Origin of the sequence: Mesotoga sp. UBA6090, from assembly GCF_002435945.1 — a bacterium.
GTDB lineage: Bacteria > Thermotogota > Thermotogae > Petrotogales > Kosmotogaceae > Mesotoga.
Window position 1 is genome coordinate 1 of record NZ_DIXC01000003.1, and the last position, 25,301, is coordinate 25,301.

Consider the following 25,301-nt stretch of genomic DNA (forward strand, 5'->3'; position numbering starts at 1 on the left):
ACGTGGCACCGCATTTCAAAGACGATTCAAATATCTATCACGAACTTATGCACCTTTCAGAGCTTCTTCCTGCGATTTATTCCCTTTTGCTGTCAAAGTTGAGTTAGAATGTTTTCGTGAAGAAAAATCTCGAAGCAGTGATTTACTACGAACAGTGATCTCTAGCTGAAGGGGCGGTGAACCCGCTGATCGCTGGAAGATCCGTCCTTCGTTGTCCGTCCCAGATCACGGCCCCGTCCTTCGTTAAGATCAATCGAGATAGGATATTCTGGGACGCTCACTACCTTTATGAGAAGCGAGAATTCCCCTTCATAACCGTCATCTCGTTGAGCCTGCCCCCAAATCCACTCACTTTGTCATCCCGTAGTGTTCCTGTACGGGATCTCATCTCTTCTGTCGCGCCCTCTCTTTTCTCTGGCGCTCTTTGACCAAGAATGAAGAACAAAGCTACTAGCTCGGTGTAACGAAGAACTTCATTACTACAATTTAAAAATGGAGTCCCCATTTATCTGCAATTTCTTGTCGACTTCTGGGCCATGACTTGCAATGATATAATTTTTCTGAGGTGAGAACTGATGGAGGGCCTTGATCAGATTCTAAGCGTACTGAAAGACAAAATGTCTTACTTCAGATCGCGCTATCAAATCGAATCGCTGAGAGTCTTCGGTTCTTATGCCCGTGGTGAGCAGAACGAAGAAAGCGATTTGGATCTTCTTGTTCGCTTTGAAGAAAGTGCGCAGCTAACGCTGATTGACTACATCGACCTCAGAAATGAGCTGTCGAACCTCCTGTCAGTGAAGATAGATCTTGTTGATGAAAGCACTCTGAAACCTTTAATCGGAGAAAATATCCTGAGAGAGGCCATTGAAATTTGAAGCGCATATACTCAGACTATCTCAATGACATAATAGCTGAAATCGATCTTATTTTCGATTTCTGTAAGGAAATCAAGAACGCTTCCGAATTTCTGAATGACAAAAAGACTGTCAGGGCAACAATCAGAAGCCTCAAGATAATTGGCGAGGCAGTCAAAAAACTACCGAAAGAAATAACCGACAACTACCCCGAGATCCCCTGGAGAAGCATTGCGGGAATGAGAGACATACTGATTCATGAATACTTTGGGGTGAATATGAATCTTGTCTGGAACACGATTCAAAAAGAGTTACTGCCCTTAAGAACTGCCGCCCAAAAGATAATTGACGACTGAAGTATATTCTACTGTTAACCAGGATCATTCCCTTCTGCCAGTATCTCTTCGCAGGCATTGAGAGCTGTTGTGGCTTGTCTGTTGTGGGTAAGAACACGGGAGAAAGATCACATTCGAGAGGTTAGCTTCGCTCACGAGAATATCGAGATTCTTACCAGGAGCTTTGTCAGATGACGTGAAGGGGTTGGCATCCCGTTGAGCCTTCCCTGACGCCCTAAGATACGCTGTACGCTTAAGAGCATAAAACCCGCTGATCGCTGTTAAAGGCGCTTCTCTGTTGACTAAAGGTTGGCTTTTTTGCCCGACGAAGTCGGAACTCGCCTCGACGAAGGCGAGACTGGCCAGGCGGAGCCTGACTGGCCTGCGTTAGCAGACTGGCTCTTGGATGCAAATAAGGTCGCGTTTTTCGCGTCAAAGATCGAGATCCAGGCCAGAAGCACGAGGATGACAGCATATGGTTATTCTGAAAATGCTACATTCCGTCATCTGAACTGCATTCAACATCTCGCCTGAGGCATTAGCTATATATCCAGCAAGAGACCGTCACTTGCCACAGAGATTCCGAATCGCCCGTAGAACTCTTCCAGATCTCTTTGAGGTGGATTTGGATAGTGAGAGAAATGATGAGCTACTACCAGACTGCTGTCGTCTGTGATTCCGATCTCCCTCATTTTGCGTATTGTAGTGATCACCTGTTCCGCAGTGTGGTGATAGGGGAAGATAACCTCCTTCATGAATCCAAGAGTCGAATCTACTGCGGCAATATCGAGCGGGCCGTCAAGAAACTTTCTCAACTGCTTCAGTGAAGATTCATCAATGGGTCCTGTGTCGGTGGCATAAAAGAAGGATCTGCCCCCTTTCTTAAGCAGGAATACATAGGGCTGCTCCCCCTCCTTAACTTTGTGAATGGCAGGTATGGGGACGATGCTGCACCCATTTACCACGACTTCCTTGTAGGGCTCCGCTTCTATCAGCACTGTCTTGTCCGGGTCGAAGTATACCGAGCTGGAAATTATTGAGAGAACCGTTGAATTCGCGAGGACGCTCAATGCAGGAAGCCTATCATATGAAGCGTTGTACCTGTTCATTCTGTAACCGAAGTTTGGCAAATAAAGATGGTCTGAATGGGAATGAGTTATCAATAGCGTCTTGACATTGAAAAGCGTGACTCCCGCTTTATGAGCTCCGGCCATGATGTTCGGTCCGAAGTCAATGAGCAGATCGTCGTCAACATGCACGGCTGAAGTGAGGCGAAAATCACCACTACCGGCTTCCATAACCCTTCTGCAGTTCTCGCAGTCACAAAACACATTTGGATGGCCCTCGTATGCCGCAGTTCCAAGAAATACTATTCTCATGCTCCCTCCTCTTGTTGATGGTTCGTCAGCGAGCGAAAATTGAAGTTCTCAATTGTTCAAAACAATCCATGAATGAAAAAGCTACTCCTTTTCCGTTCGCTTACTCAAATGCTTTCCCTCTGTACATAAGTTCGTCTGCTCTTAAAAGAAAATCGGTCGGCCTCTTCCTCAAGCGCTGAGCTAGACCACTGCAATACTCCGCGGAAGGGCCGTCGAATGCTTTCGGTTTCTTCAGAAACCTTCTATCGACTTTGATTGCTCCTGCAGAACCAGTTCAAGGCAGCAATAGAAGGGACTCCTTCCAGATCTGACGACCCGACTATCTTTCCAAGTCATACTCAAGTATGCGGGACATTGCCTTTACAAACTCATCGCCTATCAGCTGCTTAAAGACATCGTTAATTGTCTCGAGGTTATACATCAAGCATTGTCACTGAGAGTTCTTTGGTGCAGCCGACGATTCTTTCGCGGCCTCTCTAGCCTATTGTGAGGAATCTACTGGTTATGAAGGCCGGTTGAGGCGTCGCTTTCCGACTGAAACTTTGGCATCATGCTCTCCAGAAAGGCAGACGAACCTTGCCAGGTTGTCGACAGGGTCTGCTAGTTCATTAAACAGCACTCTATTAATCGATATTTCTCCAATTTCACTTTGAAAAGCCTGGAGATTCTTTCCTGAACAAACATGAGTTTGGTCAGTTCACGTGAAGCCGGACATTTTTTCGTGCCTCTCAGTCAGGAGGCCTCTAAGATTCTATTCTGTTCTTTCCCTTGTTCTTCGCTTGATACATAAGTTTGTCAACTTTCAGCAGTAATTCTTGAACAGATTCAGCCTGCCATTCAGTTACACCGGCACTGAAGGTTATCGGCAGATCGGCCGTTTCTTCAACCGAGTTTCGTATTCTTTTCGCCGTAGACATTGCTCCTTCCAGAACAGTGGAAGGTAGTAGTATTACAAACTCTTCCCCTCCATACCTGAAAGCATAGTCAATATTCCTTATTTTTGAAACGATAAGCGAAGAAAGGATTTCGAGTATCTCGTCTCCCTTCAGATGGCCAAGGCCGTCATTGAGCTCCTTGAAGTTATCGATGTCAAGCATAATAATGGAGAGCGCATTTCCGTATCTCTTGGCCCTATTTATTTCGTACTCCACTACTTCAAACATCTTCTTCTGGTTCATGAGGCCGGTTAAGGGATCTGTCTCAGCTCTTTGCTTTAGCAGCTCGTTAGCAGACTTCAATTCACTTTGCATCTTCAAAAGCTCTTCGTTCTTTCTGTCGATCAATCTGTTGACTTCTGAAAGCTCTATGTTTCTTGCAGCCATGTCCTCAATTTCCCTGAGCTTTTGCATAGCGGCAAAGGTGGCTCCCAGCTTTGCAATTACTCTAGCTTCTTCTTCCCTAAATATCTCGGAATTCAATCTTGCCATCTCCCTGTATTGTTCCAGGGCTCCCTCAACATCACCTTTTGCCTCATGGATCTCGGAGATAGCCCTCAGCTTCTGAAGGATTTCCGATTTGTTCCCCTTCGATCTGTGATATTCTAGTGAGTTTTCAAGGGAGACCAAAGCAGAATCCAAGTCTCCCGTCGCCTTGTAGTAATCGGCTTCGTAGCGGCAAACATCCGCAAGAGAGTAGTCATCACAGTTTTCGTTTGCTACCTCACGGGCTTTCCTTAAGAGATCAATAGCCTCACCCTCTCTTCCGGTATACAGAAAGATATCGGCGAGGTTCATATAGCTATTGGGGAGAGCACTCTTAAGAGAGTTTTTCTCTTTGATTTCAATCGACTTTCGAATGAACTGCGCACCAGTACCGTCTTCTTTTATGTTCTCAATAGCTATTCCCTTATTGTTGAGATACTTGGCAAGAGACAGCTCGTCGTTGTCCCTTTCGGCAAGGCTAATCGCCTTTTCTGTATATTCTAGTGATTTCTCGTAATTCTCCATTTTCATGTAGACACCGGCGATGTTGTTGTAGACCATCGACAGCGACTTTTCATCTTCCAGTTCGTTGAAGACGGCAATCGCATCGGAAGCATATTCGAGAGCCTTTGAGAACTCACCTGATTGACAACTGATTCTTATCATACCGTTGTAGGTAAGACCGAGCTCGCGGGAAGTCATTCCTCGGAATTTCTCAAGTTCTCTGCCTACAGTCTCGAAGGCTACTAGAGTTTCTCCCGAGTTAAGCAAAGCTTGCTGGAACTTTCTGAGAAGCGACAACCTTTCCTCGACACACAACTCATTCTTTGAAAGATATTCCTCGTAATAATCAGTGTAGCTCTTCTCGTGATCTGTCTGGCCCATTTCATCCACCTTTCTCAAATAGCCGCTTCACTTGTCTCAAGCCTGTCCTTTCCTTTTGCTTTTGCTTCATAGAGCAATTTGTCCACAATGGAAATGAATTCGTCCGAGGACTCACCTTTCCACTGCTTCGCACCTGCACTGAAAGAGACAGCTATCTCAAGATGCTCTCGAAGAGACTCCTTCAATCTTGAGTAAACCTCCGTCGTCCTTTGCATATCCGCCGAGGGAAGGAGGATGAGAAACTCCTCGCCACCGTATCTGAAAGCGAAATCATTCTTCCTTATAGATGATCTAATCAGTTTCCCGATGGCTGCGAGTAGCTCGTCGCCCTTCAAATGCCCGTAACAGTCATTGATTGATTTAAAGTCGTCCAGGTCAAGCATAATCATGGTCAGGGGAGTTTCGTATCTCTCAGCTCTGGAAATCTCACTGTCCAGTACTGATTTCATCTTCCTGTGATTCAACAGCCCGGTCAATGGGTCGGTCTCCGCTTGCTTTTCCAGGAGCCTATTGATTTCCTCCAGCTTGGCTTTCATTTCCTGGAGTTCGTTGTTTTTCTCCGATATCTCTTCGTTGACCGTTCTCAGTCTCTTGTTTTGCTCGGCCAGGTCGTTAATTTCCCTGAGTTTTTCCCTCGCCTCGAATGATGATTCCAGCTGGGCTATCGACCTTGCCTGTTCTTCCTTGAAAATACTCCGGCTCAATTCCGTGATCTGTTTGAACGTGTTCAGGGCCTCTTTCGAGTCTCCCATCAACTCATATACTGAAGAGATATCGTTCAATACTCCCAGCAATTCAGTCTTGTTTCCGTTTTCTTGATGGTATTCCCTGACTTCCTCAAGCAGGTTGATAGCCGAGGCGAGATCTCCCTCGCCTTTCAAGAAACGGGCTTCGTATTTCATGGCCTCGACAATTGCATACTCGTTTTCGTTCGCTTTGGCGATTGTCCTAGCTTTTTCGAGAAGCTCGGCTGCTTCTGCTTTTCGTTCCGATTCGTAATACAGTTCGGCAAGGTTCACATAACTGCTGGGGAGCTCAGCGTTCATACCGTGCTTTTCCTTGATCTTCACTGCCTCTTCAAGATAGGGAATCCCAGATTCTCCTGTCTCTCCGTTCTCATGTATAATGGCGATATTATTCAGGCAGCAGGCGGCATTGATCTCGTCACCATTCCTCTTGGCCATTTGAAGGGCTTTGTTTGCATGCATCAATGCCTTATCGTAGTCCTTCATTTTGAAGTAGAGTCCCGAAGTGTTAATAATAACCTTCGTGAGCAGTTCTCTTTCATTCTTTGCCTCGCATATTGCCTGAGCCCTTCTCGAATACTCTACCGCGCCCGCAAAATCGCCGACAAGAGCGCTCAGTTTAATCATCATATTCAACAAAATGGCCATCTCTACTGTTGAGTTGTCGTGGAACTTCCTGAGTTCTTTCTCCAAAATCTCATGTGCAGCGAGTGTCTTACCTTGCCCATTAAGGATGAATACCGCTTCTTTAAGATATGATATGCCTCTTGAAGGTTCGTTCTCAGGCGTAGACATGTATTGTTTGAGCAACTCGACAACTTTGTTCTTATTTTCTTCCATATAGTCCCCGTTCCTCTGAAAAACCTCAGGTTGCAGCTCCAATTAGCGCGAAAAGCCGAGAACGCCCTTCCCTTAGCGAAATCGGAATTGTATACTAGCCATCAAACGGTGGGGTTTCTCGATCGCCACTATTCCAATATACCGTGATTACTTCGAAGTTGGCAAGCTTCTTCTCAAGTATCACCGTAATTTCGTCATCCATTATCTTCATTCTGTTGTAGTTGGTAATCTCTACTTTACGGCCCTCCTCGAGAACTCTCAATATTCTTTCCGGCTCGATGTCTCTTTCATTCATTCTCAGAATCGCATGCTGACTGAAAGTGATCTCCCTCTCTTCCTCGCTCTGTTCTCTATCATCTTCCCTGCTTAAGTACTTAATCAGGAGTGCAGTGACTATCACAGCAAAGATCACGGCTAAAGTGAAAAGCATAGTTGCCTCCAGACATCCGCTCTTTGGTCTATTCTCAATTTTCTAGTCTATCCTGATCAAAATATCATCCATAATATACGGATCTTCCTTGTTTCCTCCTCCGAAGTGATAGCTTTTCGGCTCGGGATAGATATCGCGGTAAACTGCTTCGATTCCGTCGAAGTCCCAGGTGGTTATGTAAATGTTGAATCCCTTCAAATCATCTGGCCTTCCGATAGTCTCCCCGGCGATCCTCAGAATGACCTCGTTGTTCATCTTGTTTGTCTGGACCAGGGGAGTTGGTGAAATGGCAGTTCCGAAAGATCCGGGACCACTTCCCTCTGCGGAGTATGCAACTATGGACCAGCCGTTTGCGAAGATGAAGTAATCCCAGTCTAGCCCATCGGGCATGGATGCATTCTGGAACGGCAGGACTGTAGCGCCCTTCTTGTCTGGGTCGTCTATGAAGATCTGGAATGTAACGTGATCAAATCCGTTTTGCGGTCCCCATGAGTCAGTAAGGTCCTTTATCTTCATTCCCAAGACCAGCGAAGCCCCTATCTGTTTTAGATTCGCCTCGAGAAGATCCATCTGGTTCTTGAAAGTAATGTCTGTAGGATACTCATATCTTCCCTGAGGGCCTCTGTCGTCGCCTTCGGGATCGGAAAGAGATGCCAGAAGCAATTCAGGGATGTCCAGTATTACGGTGTAGTCGTTACTGTAGATTGATTCTCTTCTTGTCTCACCGTAGATCTTGAATAGAATTGAATGAGTTCCCGGATCGAATTTAGATATATCCCATTCGTAAGACCATTTTCCGTCTACGATCTCGATATCTTCAGCTTCTTCAATTTTCGTGTCGAATATTATCTTTGCCGATGACGCTCCTGATGTGGTCCCTGTTATAGTGTAAGTTGAGTCTATCTTTTGATGATCTTCGAGATCTGCCGTGAACTCAATATTCGGAATCTCAATTTCGCGAGACTCATCCGAAGCGATTCCCACGTAGACTGAACGAGGATTCATTGACATAACAAGCTTCCCTTCTCTTTCGACGGGATAACCCTTTGCTAGCGAGTTGAACGTGTAGATCGGCTCGATGACCTGGCCCTCTTCCAGTCCGTTTTTCATATTTGCGAGAATTCTTCTTTCACCTGCAGTGTTCATTATCACGAATACCTTGTCGCCGTTGTGTTCGAGTCGGTAGGCAAAAATTCCAGGCCCGTTAGAGTCCGATTTCAAGATCTCGATTATTCCGTATCTGAAGACCGGGTACTCCTGTCTGAGTTTCGAGAGATCCCTTATATAGTTGTAAAGCTCGGACTGAGTGTCAAAATGGTCTATTCCGCCGGACTGAAAGCCTTCGGCGAACATAGTGGCTCTTGTCTCGAAGAATCCTTGTTCTGTACCGTAATAGATCACCGGAATTCCAGGGATTGTGAAGATGAAAGCTAACGCCTGTTTGAGGTTCGAAAGTCCTCCCCCTTTTAGGAATCGCTCCATATCGTGATTATCTATGAAGGTTAAGAGCCTGGTCTGATCGAGTCTGCTCTGTCTCACTTCAAGCCTGTATCCTAGATTTGCAGTGGCTTTCCCTTCTTTGAACACACTTCTAAGCTCAATGTTCAACGGAAAATCGAGCATTGCGTTCATGCCGGCATCAAAGAACTCCCCAATTACGATTTCTCCGCTGTCGTCGAAGGGATCACTCCTCACCCAGGCCTCTCCAAAGGTAAGGAATTCCGTTTTGCCATTCCTGGAGGCAACTTCGTAGATACCTTCTTCACCATTCAGAAACTCGTTCCAGAATTCTAGAGGAACGTAGATTACTGTATCGATCCTAAATCCATCGATATCGGCCTCTTCTATCCAGAAAGTGAAGGAGTCTTTAAGGGCCGAAACAACAGCCGTATTCTCTGTGTTAAGGTCGTCGAGACCCGACATCTGATAATTGAGCTTCTGGTATTGATCGTTGAAGTCAGAGATGTCCGGCGTCCAGTGATATATGTGATCAGTCTCGTGGTCGTCGAAATTGTTCAGGGAGAATGGATATTGCTCAGGAGAAGATGTCGGTATACTTTCTGTGTTCAACTCGAACTCTCCATTCACGAAGCGAAAGTAATCACCGACATGATTCGGGACAATGTCCTGAATCACCAGCAACCCCCTTTCGTGAGCTTCCTTGACCAATTTCCTGTACAGCTCAATGTCACCAAAGTGTTCGTCGATTCTCTTAAAATCCCTTGCCCAGTATCCGTGGTAGCCTCCATAGTTCACCCAAGGATTCCACCACTGATTGGCAACAGGAGGGGTGATCCATATAGCCGTTGCACCCAGTCCTTTGACATAATCCAGTTTGTCGATTATTCCTTTGAGATCTCCGCCGTTATATCTCGAGTTGTCGCTGCCGGACTCTCCATATCCCATGTCATCGTTGGACGGATCTCCGTTCGAAAAACGGTCTATCATAATGAAATACACAATCTGATCCTCCCAGGCAGTTCTTGCAAAGCAGGCCATCGTCACAAAAGCAATTAGAAGAAGAGAAAGAAGCAGCTTTTTCATGTCTCTCACCTCCAGATTTTTCAGATCAATATACTATCTAGAAACTCCCCAAGGCTCTTGACTCTCAATCGGTGTTCGATATGCCTGTTATACGGCCAATCCAAAATGTAAGTATTGATCCCGTGATCGAGCAGGTTCTCAATATGATGCGGTGCGTCATCAATGGCGTATTCAATGCCCAGAACTTCACATAGTTCACCCTTTCTGGAGCTTACAATTACCGATACCGGTTCGTCAATCACCTTCTGTATCCATCTCTGAGATTGTATCTGAACGTTTCTTCCCTTCGTCGGGAATCTGGATGTAATAAAATAGAATTCGTGACGACCTTCGGCAATCAAAACGCCAAGCCTCATTAAGTCTTCCCCCGAAGCATATGGAGGCAGCGATTCGTAGAAATCTTCTGTATTCCTTATGACTTCCCACACCTTTTCTTCCATCTCAAGCGTGAGGTTGGGGACGCTTTTCCAGAAATCCCAGACCTTGACTTCGACTTCTAGCGGTACCTCTTCAAACATTTCGTGGGCGATTTTTAGAAAGGCCCGATTGAAGTCCGTAAGAATATCATCTATATCGATCATTATCTTCATCGTTCACCTCCATATAGAACAGTATATATCATAACTATTACCTCTTTTTTCTCTTTCGCCAAGTTTTCCAGTACGGAGCGTTTGTGGGATAATCGCAGTAGGTTTTCTCAAAGGAGGAAGTAGGATGTTCGAATTGAAGGAAGTCGCACTGATATATGAGACGAAGAAGCAGGCTCTGGCGGCGCTCAAATCGACAGACCTCAAGATAGAGAAGGGGGAAGAAGTTGGGATATTCGGCCCTTCGGGTTCGGGGAAGTCATCGCTTCTCTTCATTATGAGCACACTAAAGGAGCCAAGTCGCGGAGAAGTCAAATACGAAGGCAAGGAGCTTACGGCTCTTACTCCTTCCGCAAAAGCCGAACTTAGGCGAAAAGAGTTCGGATTTGTGTTTCAGGAGCACTTCTTGATAAACCACCTAACTGTCAGAGAGAATATTCTGCTCCCCCTGAAAGAAAAACGAGGAGCAAGAAAGAGGCTCGAAGAAATCACTACTGCGCTTGGATTGAACAAACTCCTCAAGCGATTCCCGTATGAGCTCTCACTTGGACAGAGTCAGATGGTGGCTGTGGCAAGAGCATTGATAGCAAGTCCGAAAGTTGTTTTCGCCGATGAACCGACAGCTTCCCTTGATGACGAGAATGGCAGCAGGGTAATAGAGCTCCTGAAGTCTTATTGCTCGAAGTCAGGTGCGACTCTGATACTCGTTTCTCATTCGTCTGAGATTATTGGGGATTTCAGAAGAAGACTCAGAGTGGAGAATGGCCAGGTCTATGAGGTTGGTGTGAATGCTTAAATACATGTGGTTATATCTCAAAAGAAGGCCGGGCAGAATTCTGGTCTTCATATTCGTTGTCGCTCTCGGTGTATCAATGAGCCTTGTGATTAGCTCAATCTTTCTGTCCTTCGGAGAGACGAGAAGCAGGATATCAAAGATCAACGAAAGCTGGATTACGGTACAGTATCTCTCTGAAAGCGGGAGAGACGAGTCAATTGACAGCAGTCTCATCGAGGTTTTTCAAGACGTATTTGGTCTTTCAGATGTTATTCCGGTAGATATAGCCTATCTCGGCTACAACCTTTTCGGAAGTGCAAGAGCCAATTTCCCTGTTTATGGAATCAAGCAAACGGAGATATCTCGGATGCTGCGCGAGAGCAATGCCTACATCTCAGAAGGGACGGTATTTTCCCCAGGGACAAATGAAATCATTGTCTCCGATTCATTTCTAAGAGCCTCAGGAGTAGATCTGGAAAATGTCTATGAGGAAATCTCCGAAATGTCGAGCGTAGGTCTATATACAGTGGTCGCATCTCTGGAAGGATCCTCGGTATTTGGACTGGGGCCGTCGGGAATTTCGAGGGGCAAGGGATCGTTTGGCTTCCTGGTATTCGCTGAAGATGGGTTCCTAATAGCAGTTGAAAACGAGCTGAGATCAAGGATCATCGGAGAAGAACTCTCAGTTTCGATTGAAGGACCTGTTTCTTCCCGGGAGACCCTTGAGAGGCAGTACGCAAGTTACTATTTGGGAGTCTTGTTGACAAATCTCTTTGTCGCTCTGGTTTTCATAATTGCTCTTACAATGCTTAATTCGGTAAGCATTCGTGAAAGAAGAAAGGAGTATGCTATTCTTGCCGCCATAGGGCATTCTCCAGGGAGTCTGAAGGTAAGACTCTTTCTGGAGTCGCTTTATCAGGGAATTGCTGGCTGGATCCTGGGCCTCCTTGCTGGTGGAGCTGTTCTTTCACTATTCGAAGATCGCTTCTTCACGCCCAATGGTCTTTATATAGGCGACAGCAACGTCTCGTCTATTTGCACGTTAATCATACCGTTCACCACGATTGTTCTATCTCAGATATTGATAGGGAGACATCTGAGAAGAGATCTCGTCGGTCTTCTGAAGAGCTCTGAAGAAAGAGTCGGTCTGCTTAAGAACAGATTCAGGAATGTCGGTTTGCCCTGGCTCCAATTTCCTCTGAGAAGCGACGGCTACAGATCTCTTTTTGTGAACATCATCGCGTTTGCCGTGCTAGTGACTGTTTTTGGTTCGCTTCTGTCTTCATTGACGGACACTGTTCGAGACAGCGGCTGGTTGTTCGATCGATGTTCTTATATTCAGACCTCGGAATTGGAGGAGCTAAGGCTTCCCGAAGAAATTTCATCGAAGTCAACGGCTGTCCTTCCTGCCGATCTTCTCGACTCGGATGTGAAGCTTATGTTCGGCACCACGAAACTCTTCATTCCAGTTGTATCTACTGAGCATTCGAGACTTCTCTCGATATTCGACGAAGAGCCGGCGGCCGGTACGCTATATGTTAGCAGGGGTCTTTTCGACTTGATTGTCAATGGTTCTGTCAGGGGGTTGGATTACTCTTCGATGGAGGTTCTGCCAAGTCTCGAAAGTCTCGCTGGTGTTCTAGTGGAAGACAGAATAGAATCTGACGGTCTCCTCGTATTATACGACGACCGTGATCTTGCAGGAGAAATCAGACGTTTCGCCTCGGAGATCGGTCAGGTGGAAGTAGTAGACAGGAAGACTTTCGAGTCGAAGATCCGGGCCGAGGCACAGTTCATGGAGTTGATTTCCTCGATTATCATCTATCTTCAGTTCTTCGTCGTCATAATAATCGGCGTGGTTACTGTTACAAGGGTGACCTTGGCAAGACGGAGTGAGATATCAATCAGAAACATTTTGGGACAGAGGAGAGACGAGATTGGTCTTCTCTTTTTCGGAGAACTTTTATTGGTTCTTTTTACAGGTGCAGCAATTGGATATCTTCTGGCAACGGTCTGCTGGCAGATTTTTAGATCCGTCTTTCTACAGGGGCTGTATGTTTCGTCGATCGTAGTTCCCGAGGCACTCTTCAGAATCTCTGTAATGACCGTCATTGTTCTCTTGGTCGGAGTAATCACGGCAAGATGCTTGATTTCGAAACAGGATCCAATATCAATTATCGAAAGATAGGTGAAGAGATGAGATTTAGAGAGCTCGCTCGCCCGGGAGACGGGTATGAAACGGGGACTTTGAACAAGATCACCGATCTTGAGGGAATACGAGTCGGGCATTACACTTTGACTGAGGATTCACCGAGATGTCTGCGTACGGGAATAAGCGTCATAAGGATTCCTTCCGTATATGAAAGACCCATCCCAGCAGCTTCCAGCGTCTTCAACGGTTATGGAAAGTCAATGGGCCTCATTCAGATAGAAGAACTCGGGACAATCGAGAGCGATATCTTTTTGACCAACACACTTTCAATTGGAGCCGTACATCAGGGTGCTGTAAGACTCGCCCTTGAGAGTAATCCTGAATTGTCGTCGCTCAACGTAGTCGTCATGGAGTGCAACGATGGCTTTCTAAATGAAATTCGAGCGCTGGCGATAAAAGAAGAGATGGTTGCCGATGCGGTCGGGGACGCGAAAAAGGATTTCAAGCTCGGCAGCTGTGGCGCGGGAACCGGGATGGTCTGCTTTGGTTATAAGGGCGGGATCGGTTCGTCTTCAAGAATCATCGAGTTCGGAGGCAGGAAATACACCGTGGGGGTTTTCGTTCTTTCGAATTTCGGAAGATCGTCCGACCTTAGAATTCCTTCTCTGGAATTGCGTTACGAAGTACAAGATCCCGATAGGGAGAAAGGATCGCTCATAATGATCCTGGGAACAGACTTACCTTTGATGCCACTTCAGTTGAAGAGAGTAACGCGCCACATGAATCTTGCGATTGGGCTACTTGGAGCTCCAGGGTACCATGGAAGTGGAGACATTTCACTTGCTTTCACTACATCCAGAGAGTACAGTTTGTCCGAGCAGAGCTTAATGAACGAAGGGAACACGCTGAGTGAAATATTCAGGGCAGCTGTCTGGGCGTGCGCCGAAGCCATAGTCGATTCGATGCTCTGCTCAGGTGCTATGACTGGATTCAAAGGCTCTGTGGACTCTTTAAGAAGTGCGATACAATCAAACCTCTGATCAAATAGAGTTCCGTCGGTGATTTTGTAGACACTCTAAGAATGATATGATCGGAGCATCTACCGATTTGGAGATGAAAAATGGGCGATTCGAATTCTAGACCGGATTTCAAGGAAGATTCCCGGTCATGTCTTGATTGCTGTTCCACTATTGATGCTGCCAGCTACCGTGATCTCTTTTCTCTGGCAAGAAGCGGCATTCTGCTCTGCGGTGTATCGAAAGGCGGGAGCTGTACTATTCTCAATGCGAATCCCGCCGCACTCAGAATAGAACGCCTTTCAAGAGATGAGCTTGTTGGAGAAGAGTTCGAACGGGTGATTCCGGGCGCCGTTGATTTCGGAATCACAGACACGATAAGGGAAGTCAATAGTACGGGTGTTCCCCGTCACATTAGTCTGAAGCCCTGCTCGGATTCGAGAATAGATATCTTGAGAGACATGTCGGTTTACAGACTGAACGAAGGCGTTATTGCAGTCGTTTATGATGACCTCAGCGATTCGGTCGATGCTTGCGCGAAACTGGGAGAGAGCAAACCAGAGCTTGACAGATTGGTTTCTAATCTTCCCGGCATCGCTTTCCGCTGTAAAAACGATAAAGAGTGGACCATGGAAGTTGTCAGTAGAGGGATCATAGAGCTCACCGGCTACCGCCCAGAAGAGATTATTGGAAGCAAGAAACTTTCTTACTCGGATCTGATATATGCCGAAGATAGGGAGATGGTGTGGGACCTAATCCAGGAGTCCTTTGCAGCGGGCGATCCCTACGAGATAGAGTACAGGATAGTGACCAAGTCGGGTCACGTGAAGTACGTTCTTGAAAGGGGAAAGGTAGTTGCCGGCGAAAATGGGGGCGAAGTGTTCGTCGAAGGCTTCATCTCAGACGTCACCGATCTTAGGGTCGCGAGAAGAGAGGCCGAGGAGAGTAAGAAGAAACTCGAGGCCACCTTCTCAAGCACAATTAATGCGCTTTCTAGAATCGTGGAGATCAGAGATCCCTACACTGCGGGGCATCAGAGAAAAGTGGGGCTTCTGGCAGCCGCAATTTCCAGGAGAATGGGACTCGAAGATAGACTTTGCGAGAACATAAGGATGAGTGGCCTTCTCCACGATATCGGGAAACTCTGGATTCCTTCCGAGATTCTAAGCAAACCCAGAAGACTCAATCATATAGAGTTTGAGATGGTCAAAGAGCACTCTCGGCTTGGCTATGAAGTTCTAAAGGAAATTGAGTTTGATTTTCCGATCGCCGACTACGTGATTCAACACCATGAGAGGCTAAACGGTTCTGGATACCCTTATGGGCTAAAGCGAGAGGAGATACTCCTGCCGGCCAGAATAATCGCTGTGGCAGATGTTGTCGAAGCGATATCGTCGCACAGACCCTACAGGCCGGCACTTGGAATAGAGGTGGCAATAGAAGAGATCACTTCCGGAGCAGGTACTCTTTACGATGGTTCGGTTACGAGAGCTTGTGTCGGCTTACTGGAAGAAGGATTCTCTTTCGAGTAGATCATGGAGAGGGAATCGCCTCGATGATATTTCTCTTCATACCAAGAATCGGTATTCTTCTTCCCGTCACAAGTGCCTGATAGGTTCCTCCTACTTCAAGCATCTTGAAGACCCTTGAAGCAGCATAGAAGCCCTGGCTTTCGGCGTTTTGAATCACGAATTCCTCTCCGGTATCTGCCGTCACTCTGTAATCAGATTTTCCGGCTTCGGAATTGTCAACTTTCTCGACCACGGTTATTTCAATCATAGTCACGGCCCTGTCGCCCCAGGTAAAGACGAGGTAGAAAGCCAGTGCTACGAGAACTGTTCCCAGTACAACGAAGATCTCTCCCGAAAGATTCTTGAGTTTTCTTTTCAAACTGACCACTCTCCCCGAGTCGGAATTCTAAGCTCTTTCAATTTTCCAGGCAGCCTTCCTCAACCTGTTCATGATCGCAAGTCCCACACCTGTTTCAGGGAAAGGCTCGGCGATGATCTGAGAGTATTTCATGTTCTCTTTATTTCTCAGTTCTTTGAAGAGATTCGACGCAACCTCAAGGAGGTTGTCTCTCGAACCGAGAACGACCTTCTTGACCTGAACGGGATAATAATCCTTCATTTCTTCAGAACAAAGAACGAGAGACTTCTTTCTTCCAGCCACTATTCCTACCTTTGTGACAACCATTCCGGTTTCTCCTTCGACGAGTATCAATGGAATGTCTGGAGAATAATGCCGGTATTTCAAACCCGGCGACACCGGATCACCAAGAAACTCTTTTCTGCCCGAAACAAATTCCGGAACATGAAGATCTGGAAGAACTCCCTTCAGTTGATCCGGGTCGATCGGGCCCGGTCTCAATAAGGAAGGTCTTCCTCTCGAGAGATCAATAATCGTTGATTCCAGTCCGAAAACCGTCGGACCCGAAAGGATAATGCAGCTCACTCTTCCGTCCATGTCTTCGATCACGTGTTCTTCCATTGTAGGGCTTGGTCTGCCTGAGAGATTCGCGCTGGGTGCTGCGATAGGAACGCCCGAGAGTCGTATCAGTTCTTGGGCCACCGGGTGGGAAGGAAATCTGACGGCCACGCTCTTCAGCCCTGCAGTAACGGAGTCAGGTATTGCCTTGCTTTTCTCGAAGATCAACGTTACCGGCCCTGGCCAGACCAGATCCATCAGAGCCGAAAAACCGCCAACATCCTGTGAGACGATTTCTTTCAACATCTCCATGGTGGAAATGTGTACTATAAGCGGGTTGTCCTGGGGCCTGCCTTTTGCCTCAAAAATCTTCTTGATGGCCGTTTCATCAAAGGTATTCGCGCCCAATCCATATACGGTCTCCGTAGGAAAAACCACCAGTTCGCCTTTCCCGATTAGTTCTGCAGCCTTCTTTAGACTTGTTTCATCGGGGTTCTCGGAATTCACCCGTAAATAGACAGTATCCATTCTTCCTCCGTCGATCAAAACAATCTTCTGACAATTCTCCAGAGCCAAAGGGCTCCCGTAATTATAACACTCACGATTAATCCGGAAGTGATCGGGAACCACAATTCGAAATTGCTGCGTTTTATGTGAATATCTCCCGGTAGTCTTCCGATGTTCAGACCGAGTCTTCGCAGCAGAAATAGAACAAGCGCGACTGTAATGCAAATAAGTCCTATTCTGATCAGCAGTTTCTCAAAATACTCCAGAATAATCACCTCTTTGCCTTCCAGATAGATTATAGACCCTTTTCCGATCGGCAAATTGGGCGTCCGTGAAGTCGATACTATCCTATAACACGAGAGACTTTGTAGTGCTTTCAAAAAAGCCAGATAGCGAAAGTACGCCGCAGGCTTTCACGGTAGACCACAGATGAGCGCGCTGCGGCGGGAAGGTGACCGTAAGCTCTAGAACACTGAATAATATACATGGTTTTTGAAGTCTAAGCGATTCGACTCCATAGCAGCACATTGTCTGCTCGGTTCAATTCGATTCGTTCAATCTGAGCATGAAGTCGGCAGCGTCTGTTCTTTCTTGCCAACCCTGCTTTGAGTAGAATCCACGGCGATAGGACTCTCTCGACCTGATGTTTATCAGCCTTATCCTGCAGCAGCCTCGCTTCTCGGATTCATTTACCGCCCTTCTCAGGAGCTTTCCTCCGATACCCTTTCCCCGCCAGAGTGTTTTCACAAACAACTCTCCAACATAACCTTCGGCTCCGCCCATGAATAGATAAGGAATGAAATGCACGCTGGCGTATCCTGTCAACTCGCCTTCGTCTTCAGCAACGAGAATGAGGTGATCGTCTCTCTCCACACTCCACTGAACCATCTTTTCAATTCTCTTCAAGTATGTTTCCTCTTCAAGACCCTTGCCCTTGAACCATCCGATATCGACAATGATATCCATGAGACCTGCGACATCTCTTGGTTCAACTTCTCTTATCGTCAATCCGTTTACACTCCTTCATCATCGTTTGCTCAAAGCGATTATTGCATTGAACAATGAGCAAAAGCAATCACTTCGTCCCGAATTACGAAATCCACTTCAACCTCTGTCCCAAAAACATCCCTCCTTACTGATAACCGATCGGTGTTGAAAAGCGACATGCACAGACTCATCAGGCAAACAAGCCCATTGGACGAAACTCCTGCAATGATTGTACCTTTACATCGAAAGATTCGACTACATTTTTGCCAGCTTTTTTCTGAACTGAAGCTGGCTCGATCCCTTCAAACAGATGGTCCTCGGGCGGAAAAACCGAACCGCTTATTGCAGTGATCCAAACTAAAGAGATGAGATAGGAGAGTTGTGAAACGCTTAACCAGTGTCTTTTGAAGAGCCTTTCAGAACTTAAGTTGTATTGACACCGCAACCTCACCATGATAGAATGAACTCTGTAGGGTGGAGAGATGGCCGAGAGGCCGAAGGCGCGTGCCTGCTAAGCACGTGAGGGTTTATACCCTCCGAGGGTTCGAATCCCTCTCTCTCCGCCATTATATTGTTTATGGGTGCCCGTAGCTCAGCTGGATAGAGCGCTAGACTGCGGATCTGGAGGCCGGGCGTTCAAATCGCCCCGGGCACGCCATTAATCTTTCTTTATAAAACCATTTCCTTTAATTTCTCCATTACATCTTTCGGTTTCGATATGCCGTATATGCAGTTTGCCGGGTTTGCAACAAACTCTTTTTCAGTGCTGACGCTTCCCACAAAGGCTCCCCCACGAAGGTTCTGAGTACCCGCATCGGTCGTAAAGCCGCCCATCACCCCTCTGTCTCCTGAGCCCATTCCAGACGAGGTTACAGGAATCACGTGACCAACTCCCATTATGAGTTCGAAGAAGTTTCTCTTTAGCATGACGTTCGTAATGTGTCTGGCAACAATCATATGAGAGTTTGCGCTGAACATTCCGTGGGTAATCTCTACTCCGGCATCGCTGAGATCGTACTTGAAAGATGTCCTGTAAATCTCCACGAAGACGACACCGAGCAGCCCTGCAACAATGAAAAGAAGGACCGGCCCGTTGTCGAACAGCGGCTTGAGATCATTGTAGGTCTTCTCGGGGAAAACGTACCTTATCAACCAGCCGGCAGCATTCAAAAGCGCCGGCCAGAAGAACCAGCCGAATCTCCTTCGGGAGAAAGCCAGTAGAATTCCTGGAACTACTGTCAAGGCTATCCAGATTCCTATAAGAAAAAGGCGATTGTTTCCGTCTATGCCCGACAGATCAAAATTCAGATAGAAAACGATTCCCAGAAGGAAATAGTAAGGGTAGATAAAGTACCTGATCATAAAAGAGCGACGTGTTGGTTTAAGGTTCATTCGTATCGCCTCCGACTTTTGAGATCATTTGAAGGAGTTCCGCCTCGAAGCTCTCTTGATCTTCAAGTACAATCTTCTCTTCCTTTCCGTCTTTGAGAAAGAGCAGTGTCGCTTCAACGGGGGACAAGAGATCTCTGAGAATGTAGAGGTAGAACCGCATCTGGAATCGGTACTTCTCGATGAATCCGAAACTCCAATTCGCGTATTTGAAATCTACGATCCTCCACTTTCCGTCCTTCAAGTATAGTTTATCAACAATTCCGATCAAAACATACTTCCCAAACCCATGTTGAAAGTGGAATTCGCTTAACACTCTTTCCGAATCTTCAATTTCCTTGATGATTTGATGGTGGACCAGTCCGGAGAGAACTCTCTTCACTTCAGTCAGATCATCGTCGCTGAAGCTAACCCTGTCAACAGAGATTGGCCTTCCTCCATCGATGATCGATTTCAGAGTTAGGGGAAGTCCTTGAATGCTTTTCATTCCCAGCGGTTCCAGGATGCTGTGAGCCAGTAACCCGATATTTGCCGTTCGCTTAACGAGGTCCGGACTTCCGGCATCTGATTCAGTTTCGAACTCGGCCTCGTAGTCAGAAGTTATGAAGGTCGGGGAGAGGTATTTGATGTAAGAGGAATCGGCAACCGGCATTACCGAAGTGATTTTCGGTAATGAGAATTCAGTTCTGGAGGATTTGTCCTCAAGGGAAGCAAATTCCCCTGGAAAGAACGGTTCGGCTATTTCCTTCAAGTAACTGTTTATCTCGCCGCTTTCCGGCTCGAGCAGAGATCCTGAAAGCAAAATTGACCACGGGCGTGAAGAGTCTCCTTTCCCGTTTAAGCTAAGGATAAGCATTTCACGTGCCCGTGATAAGGCAACGTAAAGTGTCCGCTTCTCTTCTTCCAGTTCCTTTTCCTCTTCTTGTCTGGCCAGTCGTCCAATTCGGCCCTCTTCATCTCTGTCAGGCTTACTCTTCGTTATGAGAAATCCCTTCTCATCAAAGAAGAGCCGCTTACTGGAATTTCTTTTTTTCCAGTACATGTCGCCAATTACAACAATGGGAAATTCCAGTCCCTTCGACTTGTGAACAGTAAGTATCTTGACGCTGTCTGACTCTTCTGTCTCGAGAGTAGCTTCAGATTCATCGCTCGAGTCGACAAACGCCCTTATGTTTGAGGAAAGCTCGCGAAGCGAACTACCCATTCTATCAAGGTCCTGAGCTAGCTCAATAAGCTTCTTCACGTTGGCAATCATTCTCTCGCCGGACTTAAGTGTCGCGAGCTTTGCCAGATACTCCGTTTCATCAACAAATCTCTGGAGAATATCGCTCGGGGAGAGTATATGCTTGAGCTTCCCGAATCTATCGAGCAACTCCTTCACCTGGCCAAATCTTTCATCGTTGCTTTCCTGCAGAACGAAATACAGCGGAACACGTCTCATGTCCTGTCTGGCCCTCAGCGAGAGCATTTCATCCAGTGTAGCTCCAAAGGCCGGTGATAGCAAGAACGACGCGAGATTGTTGTCATTCAAGGGATCGACGAGGAGATCAAGCCAGGATAGGGGACCGGTTACCTCCGGCCTTTCGTAGAAATTTCTGCTGCCGATGGTGTAGAAGGGAATATTCATCTCTTCGAGAGCTCCTTCGTAACTCGAGACTCTGGAAAACGTTCTCAAGAGGATAGCAATGTCTCCAGGAGTTATTTGACGCCTTACGCATTCTCCTGACTTGTTTCTGAAAACAATTTCCTCTTCGAGAAGCGCCCTTATAGACTTTGCCACTCCTTTTGAGTCGTCCGAGGTCTCGCTGCCAATTATTCTCACTCTTGAGGCGTTAGTATCAATTTCATACGGGATCGATTCGACGTCTTCTTCATAAACTGAACGGAAGAATTGGCCTTCAGGGTTCTCTTGCATCACTCTCTTGAAAAATCTGTTCTGGAATGAGACAAGGTCGGGATGTGAGCGTCTATTGATTCGGAGATTCTTGACACCCGCTCCGCTTCTTTTGAAGGTCTCCATTGTCTTGTTGAAGACCGATACATCGGCTCCTCTGAAACGGTATATGGATTGCTTGGCATCTCCTACGAAGAAGACATTGTTCTTGCCCTCGGCCTTGAGTAATCTGATTATTTCGTTTTGAAGCTCATCTGTATCCTGAAATTCGTCAACAAAGATGTATCTAAACCGATTGCTGTACTTCTGTTGCACATCAGGCATTTTCAGCAGAAGATCTCTCGTTCTGGTCAGGAGTTGATCGAAGTCCAGGAGCCCGAAACCCGTAGTTCTCATTTCGTAATCAGACAGAATTGCCCTGTAAGATTCCGCGAATGACTTCGAACCGTCGATGATTATTTCGGCATCCGAGCCCAGATCTCTGCCTGAATACTCAACGGGAGAGGGGTTAAGATAGAATGAGTGCCTCTCCCTCGACAATGCATCTTTCATCAGTTTAAACGCCTTGTCGAGTCCCATCAGCCGAATGAGCGGCTCAATGGATTCCAGGTTTTCTTCGAAGTAGGTCCTTACAACCTTTTCCTCAAGAGAAGATCTCCTCATTCCGTTGATAATCTGAAATCCCGGATCGATTCCCGCGAAGAGGGCGCACTCCCTCAGTATCCTTTCGCAGAAAGAATGAATGGTGGAGATCCAGGCGTATGAGAGCTTGCTTCTCAAGAACTTCCATTTGCCCGGCTCAGCGTGAGAGATCCTGAGATCAAATTCGCTTATTACACGGTCCTTCATTTCTCTTGCAGCCTTATTGGTGAAGGTAATTGCAACCACGTTGTGGACATCGAGCTGCTCGCCAAGCCTGAATGCTCTTTCAAATACCCCGACATACTCCTTAACCAGTGTATATGTCTTTCCTGTACCGGCAGAAGCGGTGACAAACATGTCGCTATTCACTCTCTGACTCACCTTCCCTCCAGGTGATCGCTCTCTTGACAGCTGCGAATTTGCAGTTGTAGCACTGGTTCGAAGAACGGATGAACGAGGGCGGAAATCTGCCCGAATAGATTCCTTCGGTTATCTTCCGGAGCCATTCAAAAAGCTGAGACTCTCTAACGATTCTTTCTGCTTTTCTCTTGTTCGCAAACTCCCAGGACTTCTCTTCGTCTGAAGAAATCGTTCTGAAGGCAGATTTGTTGACTACCCTTCCGATCAGTGTCTTGAAAACCCCGCCTGCAACATAGTATCCTTTCTCTTGAAAGAGCCTGTCCGCAACGATTGAATACAGGAGAAGCTGCTTCTCGTCACCGCTGTCGCCTCTTTTGTAATCTATGAGATACATTGCGCGGCTCGATTCATCGAGATCAAGTCGATCGATTTTGCCTCTCAAGAAGAAGTCAGACTGCAGTTCTACGGGTTTCGTATCTCCAATTCCGAAGGCTTTCTCGAAAGCGAAAGGAACGAAATCTCCCTGCATGAAGTTCGGTTTTTTGGATTCTCTTTCCGTAATGTAGTCTCTGAGAATCTCTTTAAGCCTTTCGAATTCAAACCGAAAGACTACCTTGCTGTCGTGCATCAGGTGTCTGGAGATATTCTCGGATAGAGAACTCTGCCAGTCCTTGGTCTTTCCGGAAAAGAAATCTCTAAGAACGGAATGGAAAATGTTTCCCTCATCGAGGGCTGTCAGCTCAAAAATCCTTTCCAAAGAGACATCGAGACCTACAATGTAGGAAAGAAAGAATGAAAATGGGCAATCGTCGTAAGACTTCAGACGCGAGAATGAGAAAACCTTGCCGACGATCCTGCCGAGGTCTCCTGTCTTTTCGATAGACCAGCTTAACTCTCTTCCAAAATGGGAAAGGATTGAATCGAGCGGTTTCAGTGGCCCAAATTCCTTAAGCTCGTTCCATGCTTCGCTTCTGAACAGTCTTGCTGCCGCAATCTTCAGCTCTGATTCACTCATCGATGATCCCAGTTCCGGAATATATCCGAATCTTTTGCCGGCCATTCTCCCTTCCCGAACGATTTCACGCCCCGAACTCTCCAAAACACTCTTCAGGTAAGGAGATGGAAGAATTGGTTCGCCGTCAACCGTTGATTCGGGCAGAGTAAACCTTACAGACTCAAGTGCAGAACTTACTGATATGTGTAGATTCAGTCTCTGGTGCATCTCCTCATCCAGAAGAAGGTCCCTGGGCTTGATCTCTCCAAACTGGGTGAAACTGTACAATGGATTCAAACTGACATGAGGGTATGCGCCGTCCACGAAGCCGGCAAACAGCTTGATCTTCTTCTTCGCAAAGCGCGAATTTATCAGCGATTGCACTTCGACTCTGTTTGCTTTGCTCCTCGAAAGAGGGAATTTGTCATGCCTGAGCACAAGCATCAGATACCGGTAGTACTCCTGCGGAGAGATCAGCTCCTTGCCCATGAACTTGAGGAGTTTCTCGAGATCGGTGAGAGAATGATCAAAGAGTCTTCTGACTGCCGCGAATTCTTGCTCCTGCAAATCATCCTGATACTCATTGAAGGTATCTGTCAGTGAGAGTTCCCTCTCCCAGGCTATCAGCATTTCACGATAACTTTCCACAGCCCTCTTTCTCAAGCTTCTGAAAGGTTCAAGAACGGCGAAAATCTTCTCAATGGCGGGCAGGAGATCACCCCTAATACGTTCAACGATCCCTGCGAGCTCTTCCGCAGCTCTCAGTTCAAGCTCATCCTCGGCCAGTGAGATTATGGCCTCGCGCCTCGCTTCAATGTGATGAACAAGCCTTCCAAGGTGTTCCTGCCAGGAGAGTCTTCTCTTTTGGAGCGAGAGCCTGAGACCTGCCCTCTCGTATATTATTCTAGACATTGAAGACACGGACTCAAGAAATCTCGAATCGATTTCTCCTCCATAACCGCAGTCGCCCATTGCGATGATCTTCTCAGGCGGGAAACCCAGAACGGCAGTCTCTAGAGGAAGAATCAACCTTCTGACCGAGAGCGAGGAGTAGAGCTGCTCATCACCTTCAATTCTGCTGGGAACTCCATATTCCCGGAGCTTTCCCGAAAGCAGTTTTCTGTAAGCGAAGAAGTCCGAAGCTACAACTGAAATGTCGCCCGGTTCGTACCCAGATATGAGCAAGGACTTCACAAACCTTGATATGCCCTCAATCTCCGCAAAGATATCGGGGTAAACAACTACATCGACCGACTCGCAGGCTTGCTTCGCGCTTGAGGATGAGAATAGAGAGTCCTTGAAACTCTCGAATCCGCCGGAAGGTGGCGTCTTCTCGAAAAAAATCCTTCTGATCTCCAGTTCGGGTAGATTCTCGCCTATTTCATCTACCGTTTCCAGAATCGAATCGATATTCGAAAACAGGAACTCCTTTCCGGGCTCTTGGGGAACGGTGATGAAAACCTCGTCATAAGCTGGAATTACGGCCTTGAAGAAATGCTTAAGAGCGTGACTGAAGTCGTGGAACCCATCAAGGAATAAGTAGTTGCCAAACTCCCCGGATCTGAGATCCCTTTCGCAGTCATCGATTTGAGTGTAAGCATCGAAAGTGTCAAAAATGCCCTTCTTTGACAATCTGTTTTGGAGCTCGACATAGATTGACTTGAGAATCGCCGACACCTCATCGTCTTCAGAGAATATCTCTCCAAAACCACCGTTTTCCTTTACATCGTGCACCATTTCAAGCAGATAGTCGACGAATACCGGCGAATCAGCGAGTTCCCCTCTTCCAATTTGATCGAGAATATCCCCAATCTCCATCCTTATCAGATGGTTTCCCACATGGAACGATGCCGGATTAAGTGTGCTGAAAAGCTCGACGGCAAACTGATCCATCGCAAGAAATCTGGAAGCGGGAATCGTTCCAACTCTTGAGATGAAGCTTTCTCTGAAATATCTGACATGATCGCCGGAAGGACCAACAAAAAAATAGGAAAACGGGTCTTTCCTGTGTACTGCCTCTAGCTCTTGAAGCATTCTTTCTGTTTTTCCGGAGGCCGAAGGCCCGATGAAAAGCGTGATTCTCATAGATCTCCTCCCACTGGTAAGATTCTATCACCCACAAAGCAGTGCAGGCAAA

At 46.8% G+C, this 25,301-nt stretch carries 19 protein-coding genes and 2 tRNA genes; 8 read left to right on the top strand and 13 right to left on the bottom strand.

Annotated elements, in window-relative coordinates; all coding sequences use genetic code 11:
* Window positions 1–575: 575 nt before the first annotated feature.
* Together B3K42_RS00325 and B3K42_RS00330 are read left to right on the top strand one after the other, a co-directional pair.
* Window positions 576–875: a nucleotidyltransferase family protein gene (locus B3K42_RS00325; protein WP_110990615.1), complete on the top strand. Its 300-nt coding sequence runs from the start codon at window positions 576–578 to the stop codon at window positions 873–875.
* Window positions 872–1,210 carry a DUF86 domain-containing protein gene (locus tag B3K42_RS00330; protein WP_110990616.1) on the top strand — a complete coding sequence of 113 codons (339 nt, stop codon included), beginning with the start codon at window positions 872–874 and terminating at the stop codon, window positions 1,208–1,210. Before B3K42_RS00325 ends, B3K42_RS00330 begins: the two co-directional genes overlap by 4 nt.
* A 521-nt stretch (window positions 1,211–1,731) precedes the next feature.
* Here the strand turns inward: B3K42_RS00330 and B3K42_RS00335 are convergent.
* From B3K42_RS00335 to B3K42_RS00360, 6 genes are all read right to left on the bottom strand, one after another.
* Window positions 1,732–2,568 carry an MBL fold metallo-hydrolase gene (locus tag B3K42_RS00335; protein ID WP_110990618.1) on the bottom strand — a complete coding sequence of 279 codons (837 nt, stop codon included), beginning with the start codon at window positions 2,566–2,568 and terminating at the stop codon, window positions 1,732–1,734.
* Between the two features lie 743 nt (window positions 2,569–3,311).
* Window positions 3,312–4,874, bottom strand: a complete 1,563-nt coding sequence (locus tag B3K42_RS00340) for a tetratricopeptide repeat-containing diguanylate cyclase (protein WP_110990625.1) — start codon at window positions 4,872–4,874, stop codon at window positions 3,312–3,314.
* Window positions 4,875–4,888: 14 nt separating this feature from the next.
* On the bottom strand, window positions 4,889–6,460 hold the full coding sequence (locus B3K42_RS00345; protein ID WP_110990619.1) for a tetratricopeptide repeat-containing diguanylate cyclase: 1,572 nt from the start codon (window positions 6,458–6,460) through the stop codon (window positions 4,889–4,891).
* Window positions 6,461–6,554: 94 nt separating this feature from the next.
* Window positions 6,555–6,890 carry a DUF4258 domain-containing protein gene (locus B3K42_RS00350; RefSeq protein ID WP_110990620.1) on the bottom strand — a complete coding sequence of 112 codons (336 nt, stop codon included), beginning with the start codon at window positions 6,888–6,890 and terminating at the stop codon, window positions 6,555–6,557.
* A 42-nt stretch (window positions 6,891–6,932) separates the two neighbouring features.
* Window positions 6,933–9,434, bottom strand: a complete 2,502-nt coding sequence (locus tag B3K42_RS00355; RefSeq protein ID WP_110990621.1) for an alpha-amylase family glycosyl hydrolase — start codon at window positions 9,432–9,434, stop codon at window positions 6,933–6,935.
* 20 nt (window positions 9,435–9,454) lie between these two features.
* A complete protein-coding gene (locus B3K42_RS00360) occupies window positions 9,455–10,024 on the bottom strand; it encodes a 5' nucleotidase, NT5C type (protein ID WP_110990622.1) in 570 nt (189 codons plus the stop codon).
* A 124-nt stretch (window positions 10,025–10,148) separates the two neighbouring features.
* Between B3K42_RS00360 and B3K42_RS00365 the strand changes: the two genes are divergently transcribed.
* The 4 genes from B3K42_RS00365 to B3K42_RS00380 all read left to right on the top strand — a co-directional run bounded on the left by B3K42_RS00365 (window position 10,149) and on the right by B3K42_RS00380 (window position 15,496).
* Complete coding sequence (locus B3K42_RS00365; protein ID WP_110990623.1) at window positions 10,149–10,817, top strand: ABC transporter ATP-binding protein; 669 nt, start codon at window positions 10,149–10,151, stop codon at window positions 10,815–10,817.
* Window positions 10,810–12,984 (top strand): ABC transporter permease, encoded by a 2,175-nt coding sequence (locus tag B3K42_RS00370; protein ID WP_292596190.1) that lies wholly within the window; start codon window positions 10,810–10,812, stop codon window positions 12,982–12,984. The genes B3K42_RS00365 and B3K42_RS00370 overlap by 8 nt, the downstream gene beginning before the upstream one ends.
* Window positions 12,939–13,988: a P1 family peptidase gene (locus tag B3K42_RS00375; RefSeq protein WP_292596192.1), complete on the top strand. Its 1,050-nt coding sequence runs from the start codon at window positions 12,939–12,941 to the stop codon at window positions 13,986–13,988. The genes B3K42_RS00370 and B3K42_RS00375 overlap by 46 nt, the downstream gene beginning before the upstream one ends.
* A gap of 80 nt (window positions 13,989–14,068) precedes the next feature.
* Window positions 14,069–15,496, top strand: a complete 1,428-nt coding sequence (locus tag B3K42_RS00380; RefSeq protein ID WP_258367312.1) for an HD domain-containing phosphohydrolase — start codon at window positions 14,069–14,071, stop codon at window positions 15,494–15,496.
* A 1-nt stretch (window position 15,497) separates the two neighbouring features.
* On the opposite strand, the gene B3K42_RS00385 is transcribed toward B3K42_RS00380, so the two are convergent.
* The 4 genes from B3K42_RS00385 to B3K42_RS00400 form a co-directional block, all read right to left on the bottom strand.
* Complete coding sequence (locus tag B3K42_RS00385; RefSeq protein WP_110990626.1) at window positions 15,498–15,854, bottom strand: hypothetical protein; 357 nt, start codon at window positions 15,852–15,854, stop codon at window positions 15,498–15,500.
* 27 nt (window positions 15,855–15,881) lie between these two features.
* Window positions 15,882–16,919, bottom strand: a complete 1,038-nt coding sequence (locus tag B3K42_RS00390) for an L-threonylcarbamoyladenylate synthase (protein ID WP_110990627.1) — start codon at window positions 16,917–16,919, stop codon at window positions 15,882–15,884.
* Between the two features lie 14 nt (window positions 16,920–16,933).
* Entirely contained in the window at window positions 16,934–17,218 is a 285-nt protein-coding gene (locus B3K42_RS00395) for a DUF2905 domain-containing protein (RefSeq protein ID WP_258367315.1), read from the bottom strand.
* Window positions 17,219–17,438: 220 nt separating this feature from the next.
* Window positions 17,439–17,906, bottom strand: coding sequence for a GNAT family N-acetyltransferase (locus tag B3K42_RS00400; protein ID WP_110990628.1), 468 nt, complete (start codon window positions 17,904–17,906; stop codon window positions 17,439–17,441).
* A gap of 455 nt (window positions 17,907–18,361) precedes the next feature.
* Between B3K42_RS00400 and B3K42_RS00405 the strand changes: the two genes are divergently transcribed.
* Both B3K42_RS00405 and B3K42_RS00410 read left to right on the top strand, forming a co-directional pair.
* Window positions 18,362–18,451, top strand: a tRNA-Ser gene (locus B3K42_RS00405).
* Between the two features lie 15 nt (window positions 18,452–18,466).
* Window positions 18,467–18,543: transfer RNA gene (locus tag B3K42_RS00410), tRNA-Arg, on the top strand.
* A gap of 11 nt (window positions 18,544–18,554) precedes the next feature.
* Here the strand turns inward: B3K42_RS00410 and B3K42_RS00415 are convergent.
* The 3 genes from B3K42_RS00415 to B3K42_RS00425 are packed head-to-tail and all read right to left on the bottom strand — an operon-like array spanning window position 18,555 to window position 25,249.
* Complete coding sequence (locus tag B3K42_RS00415) at window positions 18,555–19,277, bottom strand: PH domain-containing protein (protein ID WP_110990630.1); 723 nt, start codon at window positions 19,275–19,277, stop codon at window positions 18,555–18,557.
* Entirely contained in the window at window positions 19,267–22,191 is a 2,925-nt protein-coding gene (locus B3K42_RS00420) for a UvrD-helicase domain-containing protein (protein WP_258367316.1), read from the bottom strand. Before B3K42_RS00420 ends, B3K42_RS00415 begins: the two co-directional genes overlap by 11 nt.
* Entirely contained in the window at window positions 22,172–25,249 is a 3,078-nt protein-coding gene (locus tag B3K42_RS00425) for a PD-(D/E)XK nuclease family protein (protein ID WP_292596197.1), read from the bottom strand. Before B3K42_RS00425 ends, B3K42_RS00420 begins: the two co-directional genes overlap by 20 nt.
* Window positions 25,250–25,301 lie beyond the last annotated feature (52 nt).

What these genes read in the sequence shown, in the direction of transcription:
- B3K42_RS00325 (WP_110990615.1), top strand. Translation starts at nt 576, where the DNA reads ATGGAGGGCCTTGATCAGATTCTAAGCGTACTGAAAGACAAAATGTCT.
- B3K42_RS00335 (WP_110990618.1), bottom strand. Translation starts at nt 2,568, where the DNA reads ATGAGAATAGTATTTCTTGGAACTGCGGCATACGAGGGCCATCCAAAT.
- B3K42_RS00340 (WP_110990625.1), bottom strand. Translation starts at nt 4,874, where the DNA reads ATGGGCCAGACAGATCACGAGAAGAGCTACACTGATTATTACGAGGAA.
- B3K42_RS00345 (WP_110990619.1), bottom strand. Translation starts at nt 6,460, where the DNA reads ATGGAAGAAAATAAGAACAAAGTTGTCGAGTTGCTCAAACAATACATG.
- B3K42_RS00350 (WP_110990620.1), bottom strand. Translation starts at nt 6,890, where the DNA reads ATGCTTTTCACTTTAGCCGTGATCTTTGCTGTGATAGTCACTGCACTC.
- B3K42_RS00355 (WP_110990621.1), bottom strand. Translation starts at nt 9,434, where the DNA reads ATGAAAAAGCTGCTTCTTTCTCTTCTTCTAATTGCTTTTGTGACGATG.
- B3K42_RS00360 (WP_110990622.1), bottom strand. Translation starts at nt 10,024, where the DNA reads ATGAAGATAATGATCGATATAGATGATATTCTTACGGACTTCAATCGG.
- B3K42_RS00365 (WP_110990623.1), top strand. Translation starts at nt 10,149, where the DNA reads ATGTTCGAATTGAAGGAAGTCGCACTGATATATGAGACGAAGAAGCAG.
- B3K42_RS00370 (WP_292596190.1), top strand. Translation starts at nt 10,810, where the DNA reads ATGCTTAAATACATGTGGTTATATCTCAAAAGAAGGCCGGGCAGAATT.
- B3K42_RS00375 (WP_292596192.1), top strand. Translation starts at nt 12,939, where the DNA reads ATGCTTGATTTCGAAACAGGATCCAATATCAATTATCGAAAGATAGGT.
- B3K42_RS00380 (WP_258367312.1), top strand. Translation starts at nt 14,069, where the DNA reads ATGGGCGATTCGAATTCTAGACCGGATTTCAAGGAAGATTCCCGGTCA.
- B3K42_RS00390 (WP_110990627.1), bottom strand. Translation starts at nt 16,919, where the DNA reads ATGGATACTGTCTATTTACGGGTGAATTCCGAGAACCCCGATGAAACA.
- B3K42_RS00415 (WP_110990630.1), bottom strand. Translation starts at nt 19,277, where the DNA reads ATGAACCTTAAACCAACACGTCGCTCTTTTATGATCAGGTACTTTATC.
- B3K42_RS00425 (WP_292596197.1), bottom strand. Translation starts at nt 25,249, where the DNA reads ATGAGAATCACGCTTTTCATCGGGCCTTCGGCCTCCGGAAAAACAGAA.